The following is a 14,669-nucleotide window of genomic DNA, read 5'->3' as shown; positions in this document are numbered from 1 at the left end:
GCCGACCAAGCGCACCGTAAAGCCGTAGAACACACCAACGAATCGGGTAGAACCTTCAGTCCAGCAGGGCCAGGGCCTCGGCCGTGCACTCCTGGATCCGTGCCCAGTCGCCGTTCTTGATCCACTCGGGATCGAGCATCCAGCTACCGCCGACACACATCACATTCTTGAGCGCCATGTAGCTCTTGATATTGGCCGGGCCGACGCCGCCGGTAGGGCAGAACTTGACCTCGCCGAACGGCCCGCCCAGGGCCTTGATCGCCGCCACGCCACCACTGACTTCCGCCGGGAACAGCTTGAAGCGGCGGTAGCCCAGGGCATAACCCTCCATGATCCCGGAGGCATTGCTGATCCCCGGCAGCAGGGGAATCGGGCTGGCCACGCTGGCTTGCAGCAGGTCGCGGGTGATGCCCGGGGTGACGATGAACTGCGAACCTGCCGCCTCCGCCGCCACCAGCATCTGCGGGTCGAGCACAGTGCCGGCGCCGGTCACCAGCTCCGGGCGCTGTTCGCGCAGGATCTGGATCGCCTTGAGGCCGAATTGCGAACGCAGGGTCACTTCCAGGGCGGTCAGGCCGCCGGCCGCCAGGGCATCGGCCAGCGGCAGGACATCCTGCTCGCGGGCAATGGTGATCACCGGCAGGATCCGCGCCTTGGCGCAGAGGCTGTCGATCAGGGCAACTTTGTCCGCCATGGAAACGGTCGGGGCGAGGTTTGTCATAGCGGCTGATCCTTGGCTCATGGGCACCAGTAAATCTCTAACGGGGTTTGCAGGAAGGCGCGAATCGGCATTTCGGCGACAGCGTCACCAGCCAGTGCGGCGCTCAGGGTGGTCAGCTTGGACTGACCGGAAATCGACAACAGGCTGTTGCGGGCCGAAGCCAGCAATGCCCGGCTCATGCTCAGGCGCTGATGGGGCACGCTGGGCGCCAGCATCGGCCAGCAGCGACGAGTGCCATCGACCTTGAGCGCTTCAGCCAGGTTCGGGCTGTTGGGGAACAGCGACGCGGTGTGGCCGTCATCCCCCATGCCCAGCACCAGCACATCGATGCCCGGCAGTTCGGCCAGCAGACTGTCCGCTTGCAGGGCAGCCTCTTCAAGATTGGCCGCCGCACTGTAGAGGCCGAGGAAGCGAGCCTTGGCCACCGGCCCCTGGAGCAGGTAGCGCTTGAGCAGGCCCGCATTGCTGTCGGCATGCTCCACAGGCACCCAGCGCTCGTCCGCCAGGGTGATCAGCACCTTGGACCAATCCAGCTCCTGCTTCACCAGGGCCTGGAAAAACGCCACCGGGCTACGGCCACCGGACACCACCAGGGTGGCGTTGCCGCGCGCGGCAATGGCCTCGCGCAGCAGCTCGGCGACCTTCAGCGCCTGGCCTTCAGCCAGCAGCGTGGGGCTGCGGAATTCGTGGGCGCGCACGCCCGCCGGCAGTTGCAAATCAGATATCGCCATACCAAGACCTCCCATCCCGCGTGATCAGTGCAATGGAGCTCATCGGCCCCCAGGACCCGGCCGCGTACGGCTTGGGCGCATCGCCGGATTTCTTCCACCCGGCAATCAACTGGTCACACCACTTCCACGCGGCTTCGATTTCATCTTTGCGCACAAACAGGTTCTGATTGCCGCGCATCACTTCCAGCAACAACCGCTCGTAGGCATCGGGGATCCGTGCACTGCGATAGGTATCGGAAAAATTCAGCTGCAACGGACCGCTGCGTAGTTGCATGCCCTTGTCCAGGCCCTGCTCCTTGGTCATCACCCGCAACGAGATACCTTCGTCCGGCTGCAGGCGGATGATCAGCTTGTTGCTGATCTGCAGGCGCTGCTCGGGGGCGAAGATATAGTGCGAGGGTTCCTTGAAGTGGATGACGATCTGCGACAGCTTCTGTGGCATGCGCTTGCCGGTGCGCAGGTAGAACGGCACACCGGCCCAGCGCCAGTTGCGGATATCGGCGCGCAGGGCGACAAAGGTCTCGGTGTCGCTCTGGGTGTTGGAGTTTTCTTCCTCCAGGTAGCCCGGCACCGACTGGCCTTCGCTGTGGCCGGCGATGTACTGGCCGCGCACCACCTGGGTGGTCAGGCCTTCCGGGCTGATGGGCGCCAGGGCCTTGAGTACCTTGACCTTCTCGTCGCGGATGCTGTCGGCCGAAAGGTCGGCCGGCGGGTCCATGGCGATCAGGCAGAGCAGTTGCAGCAAGTGGTTCTGGATCATGTCCCGCAGTTGGCCGGCCTTGTCGAAATAGCCCCAGCGACCTTCGATGCCGACCTTCTCGGCCACGGTGATTTCCACGTGGGAGATGTAGTTCTGGTTCCACTGGGTTTCGAACAGGCTGTTGGCGAAACGCAGGGCAATCAGGTTCTGCACCGTTTCCTTGCCCAGGTAGTGGTCGATCCGGTAGATGCGGGTTTCCGGGAAGAACTGCGCCACCGCGTCGTTGACCTTGCGTGATGAATCCAGGTCCGAGCCGATGGGTTTTTCCAGGACCACACGGGTGTGCTGGTTGAGCCCGACCCGGGAGAGGTTTTCGCAGATCGCGCCATATACCGCCGCCGGGGTGGCGAAGTAGGCAATCAGGCGCTGCTCGCTGCCGACACGTTCGGCCAGGGCGACGTAGTCCTCGGCCTTGAGGAAGTCCACATGCAGGTAGCTCAGGCGGGCGAGAAAACGCTGCAGGACCTGGCTATCGATATCCTTGTCGCCGACATACTTGTGCAGCTCGGTTTCGATATTCGCCAGGTGCTCCTGCTCGCTGCCAGGCTCGCGGGCCAGGGCCAGGATGCGCGTGTCGTCATGCAGCAAACCGGCGGCATCGAGTTGGTACAGGGCGGGAAACAGCTTACGCAGCGCCAGATCGCCCAGCGCGCCAAACAAGGCAAAGGTGCAGGGTTCAACCGTTATCGAAGGCATGATGTTTGTTCTTTTATCAAGTTAAGCTACAAATACCTTTTTTCAAGGCATCACTCAAGGAAAAATGTAGTAATAAACACAACATTTTTACAAAATACAGATTCCAGGTGGTGGTCGATCCGGGCCATCAGTAGGATAGGCCACCTCTCAACTTCGCATTGCAGGCGCGCCAGCGACCCGGTGCGCAGCGCAATCGCAGCAAGCTCAAAAGGCCTGCACCGACAATCCGTCGGCGCGCCTTGCTCGATTGACCGCTTCCCGGCCCTGCCCGCAGCGCCTGTCTAGCCGATCTAGGAAACCTTAATGGACCGAGTGCGAAACCTTCTGGAGCAGATCCAGAACCGTCTTGAAGAACTGAACAAGGCGGAACGTAAAGTCGCCGAAGTCATCCTGCTCAACCCGCAGCAGGCGACTCGCTTCAGCATCGCCGCCCTGGCCCAGGCTGCCTCGGTCAGCGAACCGACGGTCAATCGCTTCTGCCGCTCCTTTGGCGTCAGCGGCTACCCTGAACTCAAGCTGCAACTGGCCCAGAGCCTGGCCAGCGGTGCGGCCTATGTCAGCCGTGCCGTGGAGGCCGACGACAACCCAGAAGCCTACACGCAAAAGATTTTCGGCAGCGCCATCGCCTCCCTGGACAGCGCCTGCCAGGCCCTGGACCCGAACCTGATCAGCAAGGCCGTGGACTTGTTGATCCAGGCCCGGCAGATCCACTTCTTCGGTCTCGGCGCCTCGGCCCCGGTGGCCCTGGACGCCCAGCACAAGTTCTTCCGCTTCAACCTCGCCGTCACCGCCCACGCCGATGTGCTGATGCAACGGATGATCGCGTCGGTGGCTCATACCGGCGAATTGTTCGTGATCATTTCCTACACCGGCCGCACCCGCGAACTGGTGGAAGTGGCGCGTATCGCACGGGAAAACGGCGCCTCGGTGCTGGGGCTGACCGCAGAAAACTCGCCACTGGCCAAGGCCAGCACCTTGAGCCTGAACATCCCGCTACCGGAAGACACCGACATCTACATGCCGATGACCTCGCGGATCATCCAGCTCACCGTGCTCGACGTGCTGGCCACCGGCATGACCCTGCGCCGCGGCGTGGATTTCCAGCCACACCTGCGCAAGATCAAGGAAAGCCTCAACGCCAGCCGCTACCCGGTGGGCGACGAGTTCAACTGAAGCCGGGCCGGTTCGCCGGCCAGCCGGCTCCCTACCCCGCAGCGCGCGCCTGCAAGCTCAGGTGCGCTTGCTCCCCGGGCGCCAGGCGCAGGCTGTCGGTGCCCCCCACAGCCGCTTCGACACAGACGAACCGCGACACCTCGTTCCAGCTCACCCCCAGCAGCGGCCGGGTGCCGGGGTGCCAGACCACGGTGTCGGCATGGTCACCGGTATCGATGCACAATTCGCGCTGCCAGGCGTGATCCTTGAGCTGCAACTCACCCTCGTGCTGGAACACCCGCTGGCAACCGCCCTCGACCCGCAACTCGCCCTGCTGCTGGCAGACCTGACGGTTCAACTGGTCATAACCCTGGGCGCCATCGAGCCCAGACAGCGCTATCTCGCCGACATCACCAATACGCCAGTAGGCGTGCAGAGCCTGGCTCAACTGGCAGGGTTCGGTGTCCTGGTGCTCGGTGCTCAGGCGCAGGTCCATGCTCTGGCCCAGGTGCGCATGCAGATCGACCTTCCAGTCGCACAATTGCAATTGCCAGTGCAGGCGCACGCCCTCTTCATCACTGCTGCTGTCCAGCAGCTTCCAGTCCAGCAGCCGCGCCCAGCCATGGGAAGGCCAGGCATTTTCGCTGGGATGGCGCCCATACCAGGGCCAGCACACCGGCACTCCGCCACGGATCGCCCCCACCTGCGGCCACTTCGCCGCACACCACAGCCAGGGCTTTTGTCCGGCCGGCTGGAAGTGCAGCAACTGGGCACCCTGACGACTGAACACCGCCTGGCACAGCGGGTGATCGATCACCAGCACGTCACGCAGTTGATAGCGCTCCCAGGCAAACACCGGGCGCTCGCGCAAGGATCTGAAAAAGCGTTGTAGCGGATGCTCATGCATGGGCCGCAGTCCTGAAAATCAATGCTGTCTCGCTACTCATGAGGGGGGCGCCGGCCCGACAAAAAAAAGCGGACGGCCCAGGCCATCCGCAAAATGCGCACAGAGAGAAGGAGCTTATCGCAACGGCCTTAGAACACCGACTGAATTTTCAGGCCGGCCACCAGCGCGTTGTCGACTTCATCCACACCACCCGGGTGGGTGATGTATTGCAGGTTGGGGCGCACGGTCAGCCAGTTGGTGACGTGGAAGCCGTAGTTGATCTCGTAGTTGTATTCGGTGTCGCGCAGCGGCATGTACAGCGGGTTGTCGTAGTTGCTGATGCCGTTGTCCTCGTTGATCAGCTGGGCGTTCTTGCGCACATCGTCGTTGACATGGATCCGAGCAAAACCGATGCCCACGTCATCTTTGGGACGCGCATCGAACGGCCCCTTGTACACGAACATCAGCGACTGGTAGTTGTCGACGACGTTGGTGTCCTTGTCGTGGAAGGTAGCGTTGGCGGCGATGTTCAGGCCCCGGGAAGCATCACCGTTGTGCGTGGTGAGTTGCTGCTGCCCGACGAACCAGTAGCCGTGCTTGCTGTTGTGCACGCGATAGGCATCGCCGGTGTCCGCGGCATCCTGACCATTGACGTCCTTGCGCACATCATTGGCATCGGCCGTGCTCTTGTAGTAACCGACGCGGTACTCGCCCGGCAGGCTGTTGAGCTTCGGCGACCAGACCAGTTCCACCGGCAATACGGTGCCCTTGGTGCCGCTGCCGCTGAGCTTGAAGCCGTTGCCGTGCTCCAGTTGCGACGGGTTCTGGTTGTAGGCGCCGATTTGCGCATACAGCTCGGGGGTGATGTTGTACTTGATGCGCAGCGCCGCCTGGCTGACCGGCCAGTTGTACCAGATGCCGGTGGCCCAGTTACCCACCTGGGAGCCGCAGAACGCCAGGTTCTGGAAGTCGCAGGGGAAGGTGTTGAAGTCTTCGCCTTCGCCGAAGTAGCCGGCCTTGACGTCCAGCTTGCCGTCGAGGAACTGGTGCTGAACCCACAACTGGGTCAGGCGGACCATGTGCCCCCGGCCATAGACCTCCTGGGAGGAGCTCAAGGTGCCGGCACGCGGGTCGCCGATGCGGTCGTTGGAGATGTTCTGGCCGTTACGGTTGGTCAGCTGGATCTTGGCCTGGGTGTTGTCCCAGCCCAAAAGCTTCTGCAGGTCGAACGCCACGCCCAGGCCGAACTGGTCGCTGTAGCGCCCGGTCTTGTCGTCGTTGTAACCACCATGCAGGTTGGCGCCCATTTCACCGACGTAGTCGGCCTTGATGTCGATCCCCTGCTCGATCAGCTTGGTGCGCTCGCCGCCCCAGTCGCCGGTCATCCATTTCGAATCGGCGCTGAACGCCTCATCGGCCATGGCATTGCCGGACAGGACCAGGGCCGCCACCGCCGACAACTGGCAGAGCAATCGGGTGTTGCTGTGTTGCTTTTTCATCCCTACATCCTCGTCTTTATTGTTATTAACGATTTATCCAACGCGGTTTACAGCAGTGGCGACGGATGACAGGCCATCCGTCACGGATTCAGCGACCCTTGAACTGCGCCACATTGCCGCCCCGAGCCTCTGTCACCGGTGCCCCGGCGGCGCCCAGGCGTTCACCGCTCTGGGCGTCGAACAACAGCACCCGGGCCGGATCGAACTGCAGTGTCAGGGTTTCCCCGGCCTCGGGGGCCTGGTCCGGTGCCAGGCGGCAGCAGACCTTGGTGCCATTGAGCGTGACGAACACCAGGGTGTCGGGGCCGGTGGGCTCGATCACCTGGACCTCGGCACGAATGGTCGGCAGGCCGTTGGCCTCGCCCGCGGCCAGGGCGATCTGTTCCGGGCGAATGCCGAGGATCACCTCACGGTCTTCCAGCCCGGCATCCTGGGGCCCCAGGGGCAGCTCGCAGCGAGCCTGGCCACTGTCCAGCAGGGCCAGCAGGCGGCCGTCCTTGCGCTGCAGGCGCAGGGGGATGAAGTTCATCGGTGGCGAACCGATGAAGCTGGCCACGAACAGGTTGGCCGGGTCGTTGTAGATCTGCTTCGGGGTGCCGAACTGCTGGATGATCCCGTCCTTCATCACCGCCACCTTGTCACCCAGGGTCATGGCTTCGATCTGGTCGTGGGTGACATAGACCGTGGTGGTTTTCAGACGCTGGTGCATCAGCTTCATTTCTGTGCGCATCTCCACCCGCAGCTTGGCGTCGAGGTTGGACAGCGGCTCGTCGAACAGGTAGATCTTCGGCCGCCGCGCCAGCGCCCGGCCCATGGCCACCCGTTGCTGCTGGCCACCGGAGAGCTGGCCCGGCTTGCGGGTGAGCAGGTGCTCGATCTGCAGCAGCTTGGCCACCCGTGCCACTTCCGCGTCGATCTCGGCGGCGGGCATCTTGCGGATCTTCAGGCCGAAGGCGATGTTGTCGCGCACGCTCATGGTCGGGTACAGCGCGTAGGACTGGAACACCATGGCGATGTCCCGATCCTTGGGGCTCATGCCGCTGATGTCGGCGTCGTCCACCAGGATCGCCCCGCCACTGATGTTCTCAAGGCCCGCGATGCAGTTCATCAGGGTGGATTTGCCGCAGCCGGATGGGCCGACGAGGATCAGGAATTCACCGTCATCGATCTTCAGCTCGATGTTCTTCAGGGTGTCCGGCAGGCCGGCACCGTAGGTCTTGTTGACGTTGCGTAATTCGAGAGTTGCCATGCCTTACCCCTTGACCGCGCCGGACGTCAGCCCGCGCAGGAAATACTTGCCGGCGAAGATGTAGACCAGCAGTGTCGGCAGCCCGGCGATCATCGCCGCTGCCATATCAACGTTGTATTCCTTGGCCCCGGTGCTGGTGTTGACCAGGTTGTTCAGGGCCACGGTGATCGGTTGCGCGTCGCCACTGGCGAACACCACGCCGAAGAGGAAATCGTTCCAGATCTGGGTGAACTGCCAGATCAGGCAGACCATGATGATCGGCACCGACATCGGCAAAAGGATCTTGCCGAAGATGGTGAAGAACCCGGCACCGTCCAGGCGCGCAGCCTTGACCAGCGCATCCGGCACGCTCACGTAGTAGTTGCGAAAGAACAAAGTGGTGAAGGCCAGTCCGTAGACCACGTGCACCAGCACCAGGCCGGTGGTGGTGTTGGCCAGGCCGAACTTGCCCAGGGTGAACGAAGCCGGCAGCAGCACCGTCTGGAACGGCAGGAAGCAGCCGAACAGCAGCAGGCCGAAGAACAGTTGGGAGCCGCGAAAGCGCCACATCGACAGCACGTAGCCGTTCATTGCACCGATGAAGGTGGAGATCAGCACCGCCGGAACGGTGATCTTCACCGAGTTCCAGAAGTAGCCACCGACAGTGTCCCAGGCCTTGATCCAGCCGATGCCGTCCACCACCTGTGGCCAGCTCAAAAGGTTGCCGGTGCGAATATCCTCCGGGGTCTTGAAGCTGGTGAGCAGCATCACCACCAGCGGTATCAGGTACACCGCCGCCGCCAGCAGCAGGGTGGCGTAGATGGCGATCCGGCTGAAGTTCAGGGTCGGTTTGCCAAGGGAGTCAGTCATGGCGCTTGCCCCGCAGTTCGGAATACAGGTACGGCACAAGGATGGTCAGCACGGCGCCCAGCATCAGCATGGCGCTGGCCGAACCTATGCCCATCTGGCCGCGGCTGAAGGTGAAGGAATACATGAACATCGCCGGCAGGTCGGAGGAATAGCCCGGCCCGCCCGCGGTCATCGCCGCCACCAGGTCGAAGCTCTTGATGGCGATGTGGGCGAGGATCATGAAGGCACTGAAGAACACCGGCCGCAGGCTCGGCAGGACAATCTTCAGGTAGATGGTCGGCAGGCTCGCGCCGTCCACCTGGGCGGCGCGGATGATCGACTGGTCGACACCCCGCAGGCCGGCGAGGAACATCGCCATGACAAAGCCCGAGGCCTGCCACACCGCGGCGATCACCAGGCAGTACACCACCCGGTCCTGATCCACCAGCCAGTCCAGGCGAAAGCCTTCCCAGCCCCAGTCGCGAAGCATCTTGTCCAGGCCCAGGCCGGGGTTGAGCAACCACTTCCAGGCGGTACCGGTGACGATCATCGACAGCGCCATGGGGTACAGGTACACGGTGCGGATAAAGCCTTCCTTGCGGATGCGCTGGTCCAGCAGCACCGCGAGGAACACTCCCAGCACCAGGCTGATGGCGATGAACATGCCGCCGAAGACCGCGAGGTTCTTGCTCGCCACCCACCAGCGGTCGTTGTCCATCAAGCGCAGGTATTGCTGCAGGCCGACCCACTTGTAGCTCGGCATGAAGCTGGAATTGGTAAAGGACAGAATGAACGTCCAGATGATGTAGCCGTAGAAACCCACCAGCACGATCACCATGCTCGGTGCCAGCACCAGCTTGGGTAGCCAGCGCTGCAATGCATCTAACGGTGAGGCTTTGCTGAAAACCGCCACAGAGCTCATCGGAATAACCCAGTCAGGAGTGAATCCGGGCTGCACACCGTCGCTGCATGGGCCGGGGCACAGGCAGGGCGGCGACAGTCACGGGTGAGCCGCCGGCGTACCGGCGGCGGGGTTCAAGGATTACTGCGCGGCCTTGACCGCCGAAGCCAGCTGCGCACTGGCCTTGGCCGGGTCCGCATCCTTGTCGTTCATGAAGTTGGTCACCACGTCGAAGATCGCGCCCTGCACTGCCAGGGAAGTGGCCATGTTGTGCGCCATGCTCGGCTGCAGGCCGCCGGTCTTCTCGTCTGCCAGGAAGTCCTTGGCCGACGCCTGGGCGCAGGAGTCGAAGCCCTCGGCGCTCATGTCGTTGAGCATGTCGGTACGCACCGGGATCGAACCCTTGTTGATGCTGAAGACTTTCTGGAAGTCCTTGCCCAAGGCGACCTTGGCCAGGTCCTGCTGGGCAGCGATATCGCCCTTGCGGTCGGCCTTGAGCTTGAACACCGCCAAAGAGTCGATGTTGTAGGTGAAGGCCTTGTCGGTACCCGGGAACGGTACGCACTGGTAGTCCTTGCCGGCGACCTTCTTGGCCGCGGTCCACTCGCTCTTGGCCCAGTCGCCCATCATCTGCATGCCGGCCTTGCCGCCGATCACGTCGGCTGCGGCAATGTTCCAGTCACGCCCGGCACGGTTGGGGTCCATGTAGCCGGTGATTTTCTTCAGCTCGGTGAAGGCCTTGGCCATTTCCGGGCCGGAGAGGGTTTTCTGGTCCAGGTCCACCAGGGCTTTCTTGTAGCCCTCCGGGCCCATGACCGAGAGCACCACGTCTTCGAACACGGTGCTGTCCTGCCACGGCTGGCCACCGTGGGCCAGGGCGATGAAGCCGGCGGCCTTGAGCTTGTCGCCGGCGGCATAGAATTCTTCGAGGGTGGTCGGGGCCTTGTCGATCCCGGCTTTCTTGAACACGGCAGGGTTGATCCACAGCCAGTTGACCCGGTGGATGTTCACCGGCACCGCCACGTAGTCACCTTCGTACTTGACGGTATTGGCCACCTTGGGCGATAGCAGGCCGTCCCAGTTCTCGGCCTTGGCCACGTCCTTGAGGGTATCGGTGCTGAGCAGGCCGGTGCTGCCCCATTCCTGGATGTCCGGGCCCTTGATCTGCGCCACACCCGGCGGGTTGCCGGCCACGGCGCGGCTTTTCAGCACGGTCATGGCAGTGGAGCCGCCACCGCCGGCCACGGCGCCGTCCTTCCAGGTGAAACCGTCTTTTTCCACTTGAGCCTTGAGCACATCGACGGCGGCTTTTTCACCACCCGAAGTCCACCAGTGGACGACTTCCACGGAACCTTTGGAGTCGGCGGCGAGGGCACTCAGGGGAAACAGAGAGGCAAGGGAAATGACAGTGGCGAGGCGAGAAATCGCATTCATTTGAAGTACCTTTCTTGTTGTTATGCATGCAAGTCTGGTGCTTGCGCTGCAAACGAGTCTAAACAGCCTAGTCGATCATTCGAGTAACGAAGCGATGGGGAAATGTCACCACATGGTTACACAAGGCCCGGAACAGACACCTGGGCCAATGCCGAAGCCATGCTCGGGGCCAACGGCAGGCGCGGGATCAGCACCGCCTGCCAGGCGTGATAGAGGTCCGGCTTGCCGCCCCAGATCCGGGCTGACGGCTGGTTGTCCGGGCCCAGTTCGTGGTGCCAGCTACCGTGCCTGCGGTCGATGAAATGGGCCTCGCAGAACTCCCAGAAACAGCGGTACCAGGCCTCGTACTGAGCCTGGCCGGTGCGTTTGAGCAAGGCGCTAGCGGCGGCGCTGGCCTCGGCGTGGGTCCAGTGCAGGCGCTCGCGCACCACTGGCCGTTGGTCCCAGTCCAGGGTGTAGACCATGCCCGGGGCGCCATCGACGCTCCAGCCATGGCGGCAGTTGCTTTCAAACAGCTTCTGCGCGTCCTGCACCAGCCAGCCAGGGGTCAGCATGCCAGCCTTCACCCGCGAAGCCTCCAGGTGCAGCAACAGCCGCGCCCATTCGAAGCCATGTCCCGGGGTGGTGCCAAAGGGCCGGAAACCGTCGGCGGGAAAGGCCCGGTTGTAGTCACGAAGTGGTTGCCAGGCGAGGTCGAAATGCTCGATCACCATGAAGTCGTTGGCCGCCGCCTGAGTGTGGATCACCCGCTCGACGATCCGCAGGGCACGGGTCAGCCAGCGCGAGTCCTGGGTGACATCGGCCAGGGCCAGGAACGCCTCGGTGGCGTGCATGTTGCTGTTGGCACCGCGATAGGCTTCCGGCTGACTCCAGTCGCAGTTGAAAGACTCGCGCAGCGCGCCCTCCTCCTCGCTCCAGAAATGCCGGTCAATGATGGCGATGGCCTCCTCCAGCAAACGCTCGGCGCCGGGACGTTGGGCCACCACCGCGGAGCTGGCCGCCAGAGCGACAAAGGCATGCAGGTAGGCGGCCTTGGTGCTGTTGCCGTCGGCCTGCCCGGCCACGGCGAACCAGCCGCCGTGCTCGGCATCACGCAAGGGCCCGCCGAGGGCGGCGATGCCGTGGTCCACCAGAGCGGCATAACCCGGCAGGCCCTGGATATGGGCCATGGCGAAGCTGTGGGTCATGCGCGCGGTGTTCATGGTTTCGGCCTGGGCGCCGCTGGGCAGGCGGCCCTGTTCATCGAGGTTGCCAAAGCCCGCAGGGAGCCGTGAGGCCTTGGCAAAATCCAGCAGGCGCAGGCCTTCGGCGGCGAGCCAGGCCTGATGTGCAGCGGCATTCAGCCAACTGCTGAATGGCAGGGAGAGAGCGTCCATGGATGACCTGTTGTTGTTTTTATCGAAGGCTTGAGTCTAATCAAGCCGCCTGCGACCGCAGGTAACGAAGGACCAGCGCAATGTCACCAAACCGTGACATTGCACTCCCCCCATAGGAGCTGGCTTGCCGGCGAAGAGGCCCTTGAGCGCTGCGGTGCCCTTGAGGACGCCTTCGCTGGCAAGCCAGCTCCGACACAAGCCAGCGCTTACAACGGCCGGCAGGTCAGTCGAAGGTCCGGGGCAGGTAAAGGGTTACGCGCAGGCCGCCTTCGCGCAGGTTCTGCAGGCTGACTTCGCCGCCATGGCTGTGGGCGATGTTGCGCGCAATCCCCAGGCCCAGGCCGTAGCCCTGCTGCTGGCCAGCAAGACGGAAGTGCGGCTCGAAGACTTGCTCCAGGCGCTGCTCCGGTACGCCGGGGCCTTCGTCGTCGACATGCAGGACAAAGCCGCTGTCGTCGTCTTCGATGTGCAGGTGAGCGTTCTGTCCGTACTTCAGGGCATTGTCGATCAGGTTGCCCATGCAGCGCTTGAGCGCCAGGGGCTTGCCCGGGTAGCTGGCCAGGGCCCGGCCCTGTTGGGTCACGCGGCCATTGCCGTTGGGTGCCAGATAAGGCTCTACCAGGCAGTCGAGTACCTGATTGAGGTCCACCGGCTCGATGTTCTCGTGGATGTCGGTGTCCTTGACGCACTGCAGCGCGCCTTTGACCAGCAATTCCAGTTCATCCAGGTCGCGCCCGAACTTGGCCTGCAGTTGCTCGTCCTCCAGCAATTCCACCCGCAGGCGCAAGCGGGTGATGGGGGTGCGCAGGTCATGGGAGATGGCGCTGAACAGCTGGCTGCGCTCGGTCAGGTAGCGGCTGATGCGCTCGCGCATGCTGTTGAAGGCCCGCCCCACTTCCACCACCTCGCTGCCACCGCCCTCCGCTACCGGCTCGACGTCGGCCCCCAGGGACATGTCCCGCGCCGCCCGGGCCAGGCGCTTGAGGGGCCGGCTCTGCCAATGCACCAAGAGGCCGATGAACAACAGCAGAAAACCGCTGGTGAGCAGGATGAACCACACCTGCTGCGCCGGCAGGCCCTGTTCTTCCAGGCTGGTGTAGGGCTCGGGCAACAGCGAGGCGATGTACAGCCACTCTCCCGGCGCCATCTGGATCTGGGTCACCAGCACCGGCGGGTTCACCGGTTCCAGGGTCAGGGCGTAATGGGCCCAGGAGCGCGGCAATTCGTCGAGCTTGAGGCCGCCATTGAAGATCCGCAGGTCATCGGGGCTGACGAAGGTCACGGAGATATCCGCGTCATTGCCCAGGGACTGGCGCAACACCTGCTCCACGGCTTGCAACACCGCTTCTTTGCGCGGGGTGGCGGGCAGCACCTGCATGCCCAGGGGCTTGTCGTTCAGGGTCACGACAAACCGCGTACCGCCCATGCTGCGCAACTGGTCCAGCACCAGGGGCCGGTACGCCACCGGCAACGAACGCAGGTAACTGACGCTGGCGGTCATCGAGTGGGCCAGGCTGCGGGCGCTGGTCACCAGCCCTTCGAGTTGGGTGGCGCGCAGTTGGGAAACCCAGATCACGCTGGACAGCGCCTGGGCGAACAGCACCGCCAGCAGGGTCAAAAGCAGCATCCGCCCCAGCAGGGAACGGGGCACCGGCAGGCGCCGCAGCACTTTGCGCAATGCCTCAGTGGCCATTGCCGGCAACCACATTGGCTGCCAATTGATAGCCGCTGCCGCGCACGGTGCGAATCAGCCGCGGCGGCTTTTCGGTGTCACGCAGACGCTGGCGCAGGCGGCTCACCGCCATGTCGACGATGCGGTCCAGGGGCATCAGGTCACGCCCGCGGGTGGCATTGCCGATGGTGTCGCGATCGAGGATTTCCTGGGGATGGTCGAGAAACAGCTTGAGCAGAGCGAAGTCGGCGCCGGAGAGAATCACCTCCTCGCCATCGTTGTGGAACAGCCGGTGGCTGATCACATCCAGGCGCCATTCGTCGAAGCACAGCACCTCGCCGACAACCCGCTCCTGGGTGAACTGCACGCGCCGCAGCAGGGCCTTGATCCGCGCCTGCAGCTCCCGGGGGCTGAAAGGCTTGCCCAGGTAGTCGTCGGCGCCCAGCTCCAGGCCGATGACCCGGTCGGCCTCGTCGGAGCTGGCGGTCAGCATGATGATCGGCACCTGGCTGCGCTTGGGATGCTGGCGGATCCAGCGGCACAGGCTGAAGCCGTCTTCGTCCGGCAGCATCACATCGAGGATCACCAGGTCGCTGGGCGCCTCGTTGAGGGCCAGGCGAAAGCCGGCCCCGTCGGCGGTGCTGCGCACCTGGAAGCCGCAGCGGCTGAGATAGGTTTCCAGCAGCTCGCGAATTTCCTGATCGTCGTCAACCAACAAAATCGACTTACTGACTGAACTCACCGGGGCCGTCCTTATTGTTAGG

General features: G+C 63.5%; 13 protein-coding genes. 1 reads left to right on the top strand and 12 read right to left on the bottom strand.

Annotated features, from left to right (window positions below; all coding sequences use genetic code 11):
- Nucleotides 1-55 precede the first annotated feature (55 nt).
- From AC1RL5_RS21690 to zwf, 3 genes are read right to left on the bottom strand one after another with little or no spacing between them, the layout of a single operon-like run.
- The gene (locus AC1RL5_RS21690) at nt 56-721 is read right to left on the bottom strand and encodes a bifunctional 4-hydroxy-2-oxoglutarate aldolase/2-dehydro-3-deoxy-phosphogluconate aldolase (RefSeq protein ID WP_015636736.1); all 666 of its coding nucleotides are present in this window, start codon (nt 719-721) and stop codon (nt 56-58) included.
- A 17-nt stretch (nt 722-738) separates the two neighbouring features.
- Nucleotides 739-1,452 (bottom strand): 6-phosphogluconolactonase, encoded by a 714-nt coding sequence (gene pgl, locus AC1RL5_RS21685; protein WP_072450789.1) that lies wholly within the window; start codon nt 1,450-1,452, stop codon nt 739-741.
- Nucleotides 1,439-2,908 carry a glucose-6-phosphate dehydrogenase gene (gene zwf / locus AC1RL5_RS21680; protein WP_015636738.1) on the bottom strand — a complete coding sequence of 490 codons (1,470 nt, stop codon included), beginning with the start codon at nt 2,906-2,908 and terminating at the stop codon, nt 1,439-1,441. Before zwf ends, pgl begins: the two co-directional genes overlap by 14 nt.
- Nucleotides 2,909-3,220: 312 nt before the next feature.
- On the opposite strand from zwf, the gene AC1RL5_RS21675 reads away from it, so the two are divergent.
- The gene (locus AC1RL5_RS21675; RefSeq protein ID WP_169892262.1) at nt 3,221-4,081 is read left to right on the top strand and encodes a MurR/RpiR family transcriptional regulator; all 861 of its coding nucleotides are present in this window, start codon (nt 3,221-3,223) and stop codon (nt 4,079-4,081) included.
- A 31-nt stretch (nt 4,082-4,112) separates the two neighbouring features.
- Here the strand turns inward: AC1RL5_RS21675 and AC1RL5_RS21670 are convergent, their stop codons facing one another.
- From AC1RL5_RS21670 to AC1RL5_RS21630, 9 genes are all read right to left on the bottom strand, one after another.
- Nucleotides 4,113-4,967, bottom strand: a complete 855-nt coding sequence (locus AC1RL5_RS21670; RefSeq protein WP_019094568.1) for a D-hexose-6-phosphate mutarotase — start codon at nt 4,965-4,967, stop codon at nt 4,113-4,115.
- Nucleotides 4,968-5,095: 128 nt separating this feature from the next.
- Nucleotides 5,096-6,445 (bottom strand): carbohydrate porin, encoded by a 1,350-nt coding sequence (locus tag AC1RL5_RS21665; RefSeq protein ID WP_047288671.1) that lies wholly within the window; start codon nt 6,443-6,445, stop codon nt 5,096-5,098.
- A gap of 88 nt (nt 6,446-6,533) precedes the next feature.
- Nucleotides 6,534-7,694 (bottom strand): ABC transporter ATP-binding protein, encoded by a 1,161-nt coding sequence (locus AC1RL5_RS21660; protein WP_015636741.1) that lies wholly within the window; start codon nt 7,692-7,694, stop codon nt 6,534-6,536.
- Between the two features lie 3 nt (nt 7,695-7,697).
- The gene (locus tag AC1RL5_RS21655; protein ID WP_011062869.1) at nt 7,698-8,543 is read right to left on the bottom strand and encodes a carbohydrate ABC transporter permease; all 846 of its coding nucleotides are present in this window, start codon (nt 8,541-8,543) and stop codon (nt 7,698-7,700) included.
- The gene (locus tag AC1RL5_RS21650; RefSeq protein WP_011062870.1) at nt 8,536-9,444 is read right to left on the bottom strand and encodes a carbohydrate ABC transporter permease; all 909 of its coding nucleotides are present in this window, start codon (nt 9,442-9,444) and stop codon (nt 8,536-8,538) included. Before AC1RL5_RS21650 ends, AC1RL5_RS21655 begins: the two co-directional genes overlap by 8 nt.
- A 120-nt stretch (nt 9,445-9,564) precedes the next feature.
- The gene (locus AC1RL5_RS21645) at nt 9,565-10,857 is read right to left on the bottom strand and encodes an ABC transporter substrate-binding protein (protein WP_011062871.1); all 1,293 of its coding nucleotides are present in this window, start codon (nt 10,855-10,857) and stop codon (nt 9,565-9,567) included.
- A 116-nt stretch (nt 10,858-10,973) separates the two neighbouring features.
- Nucleotides 10,974-12,233 (bottom strand): D-mannose isomerase, encoded by a 1,260-nt coding sequence (locus AC1RL5_RS21640; RefSeq protein ID WP_492589438.1) that lies wholly within the window; start codon nt 12,231-12,233, stop codon nt 10,974-10,976.
- 223 nt (nt 12,234-12,456) lie between these two features.
- Complete coding sequence (locus AC1RL5_RS21635; RefSeq protein WP_019094564.1) at nt 12,457-13,926, bottom strand: ATP-binding protein; 1,470 nt, start codon at nt 13,924-13,926, stop codon at nt 12,457-12,459.
- Nucleotides 13,916-14,647: a response regulator gene (locus AC1RL5_RS21630; protein WP_015636744.1), complete on the bottom strand. Its 732-nt coding sequence runs from the start codon at nt 14,645-14,647 to the stop codon at nt 13,916-13,918. The genes AC1RL5_RS21635 and AC1RL5_RS21630 overlap by 11 nt, the downstream gene beginning before the upstream one ends.
- Between the last annotated feature and the right edge of the window lie 22 nt (nt 14,648-14,669).

This window comes from Pseudomonas sp. GW822-FHT06D10, assembly GCF_058799535.1.
Note: the sequence above shows the minus strand (reverse complement) of the source record. Positions and strands in the feature narration are given on the sequence as shown.

Coding starts and splice junctions, on each gene's coding strand:
- zwf (WP_015636738.1), bottom strand. CDS start 2,908: ATGCCTTCGATAACGGTTGAACCCTGCACCTTTGCCTTGTTTGGCGCG.
- AC1RL5_RS21665 (WP_047288671.1), bottom strand. CDS start 6,445: ATGAAAAAGCAACACAGCAACACCCGATTGCTCTGCCAGTTGTCGGCG.
- AC1RL5_RS21655 (WP_011062869.1), bottom strand. CDS start 8,543: ATGACTGACTCCCTTGGCAAACCGACCCTGAACTTCAGCCGGATCGCC.
- AC1RL5_RS21660 (WP_015636741.1), bottom strand. CDS start 7,694: ATGGCAACTCTCGAATTACGCAACGTCAACAAGACCTACGGTGCCGGC.
- pgl (WP_072450789.1), bottom strand. CDS start 1,452: ATGGCGATATCTGATTTGCAACTGCCGGCGGGCGTGCGCGCCCACGAA.
- AC1RL5_RS21645 (WP_011062871.1), bottom strand. CDS start 10,857: ATGAATGCGATTTCTCGCCTCGCCACTGTCATTTCCCTTGCCTCTCTG.
- AC1RL5_RS21640 (WP_492589438.1), bottom strand. CDS start 12,233: ATGGACGCTCTCTCCCTGCCATTCAGCAGTTGGCTGAATGCCGCTGCA.
- AC1RL5_RS21690 (WP_015636736.1), bottom strand. CDS start 721: ATGACAAACCTCGCCCCGACCGTTTCCATGGCGGACAAAGTTGCCCTG.
- AC1RL5_RS21650 (WP_011062870.1), bottom strand. CDS start 9,444: ATGAGCTCTGTGGCGGTTTTCAGCAAAGCCTCACCGTTAGATGCATTG.
- AC1RL5_RS21670 (WP_019094568.1), bottom strand. CDS start 4,967: ATGCATGAGCATCCGCTACAACGCTTTTTCAGATCCTTGCGCGAGCGC.
- AC1RL5_RS21635 (WP_019094564.1), bottom strand. CDS start 13,926: ATGGCCACTGAGGCATTGCGCAAAGTGCTGCGGCGCCTGCCGGTGCCC.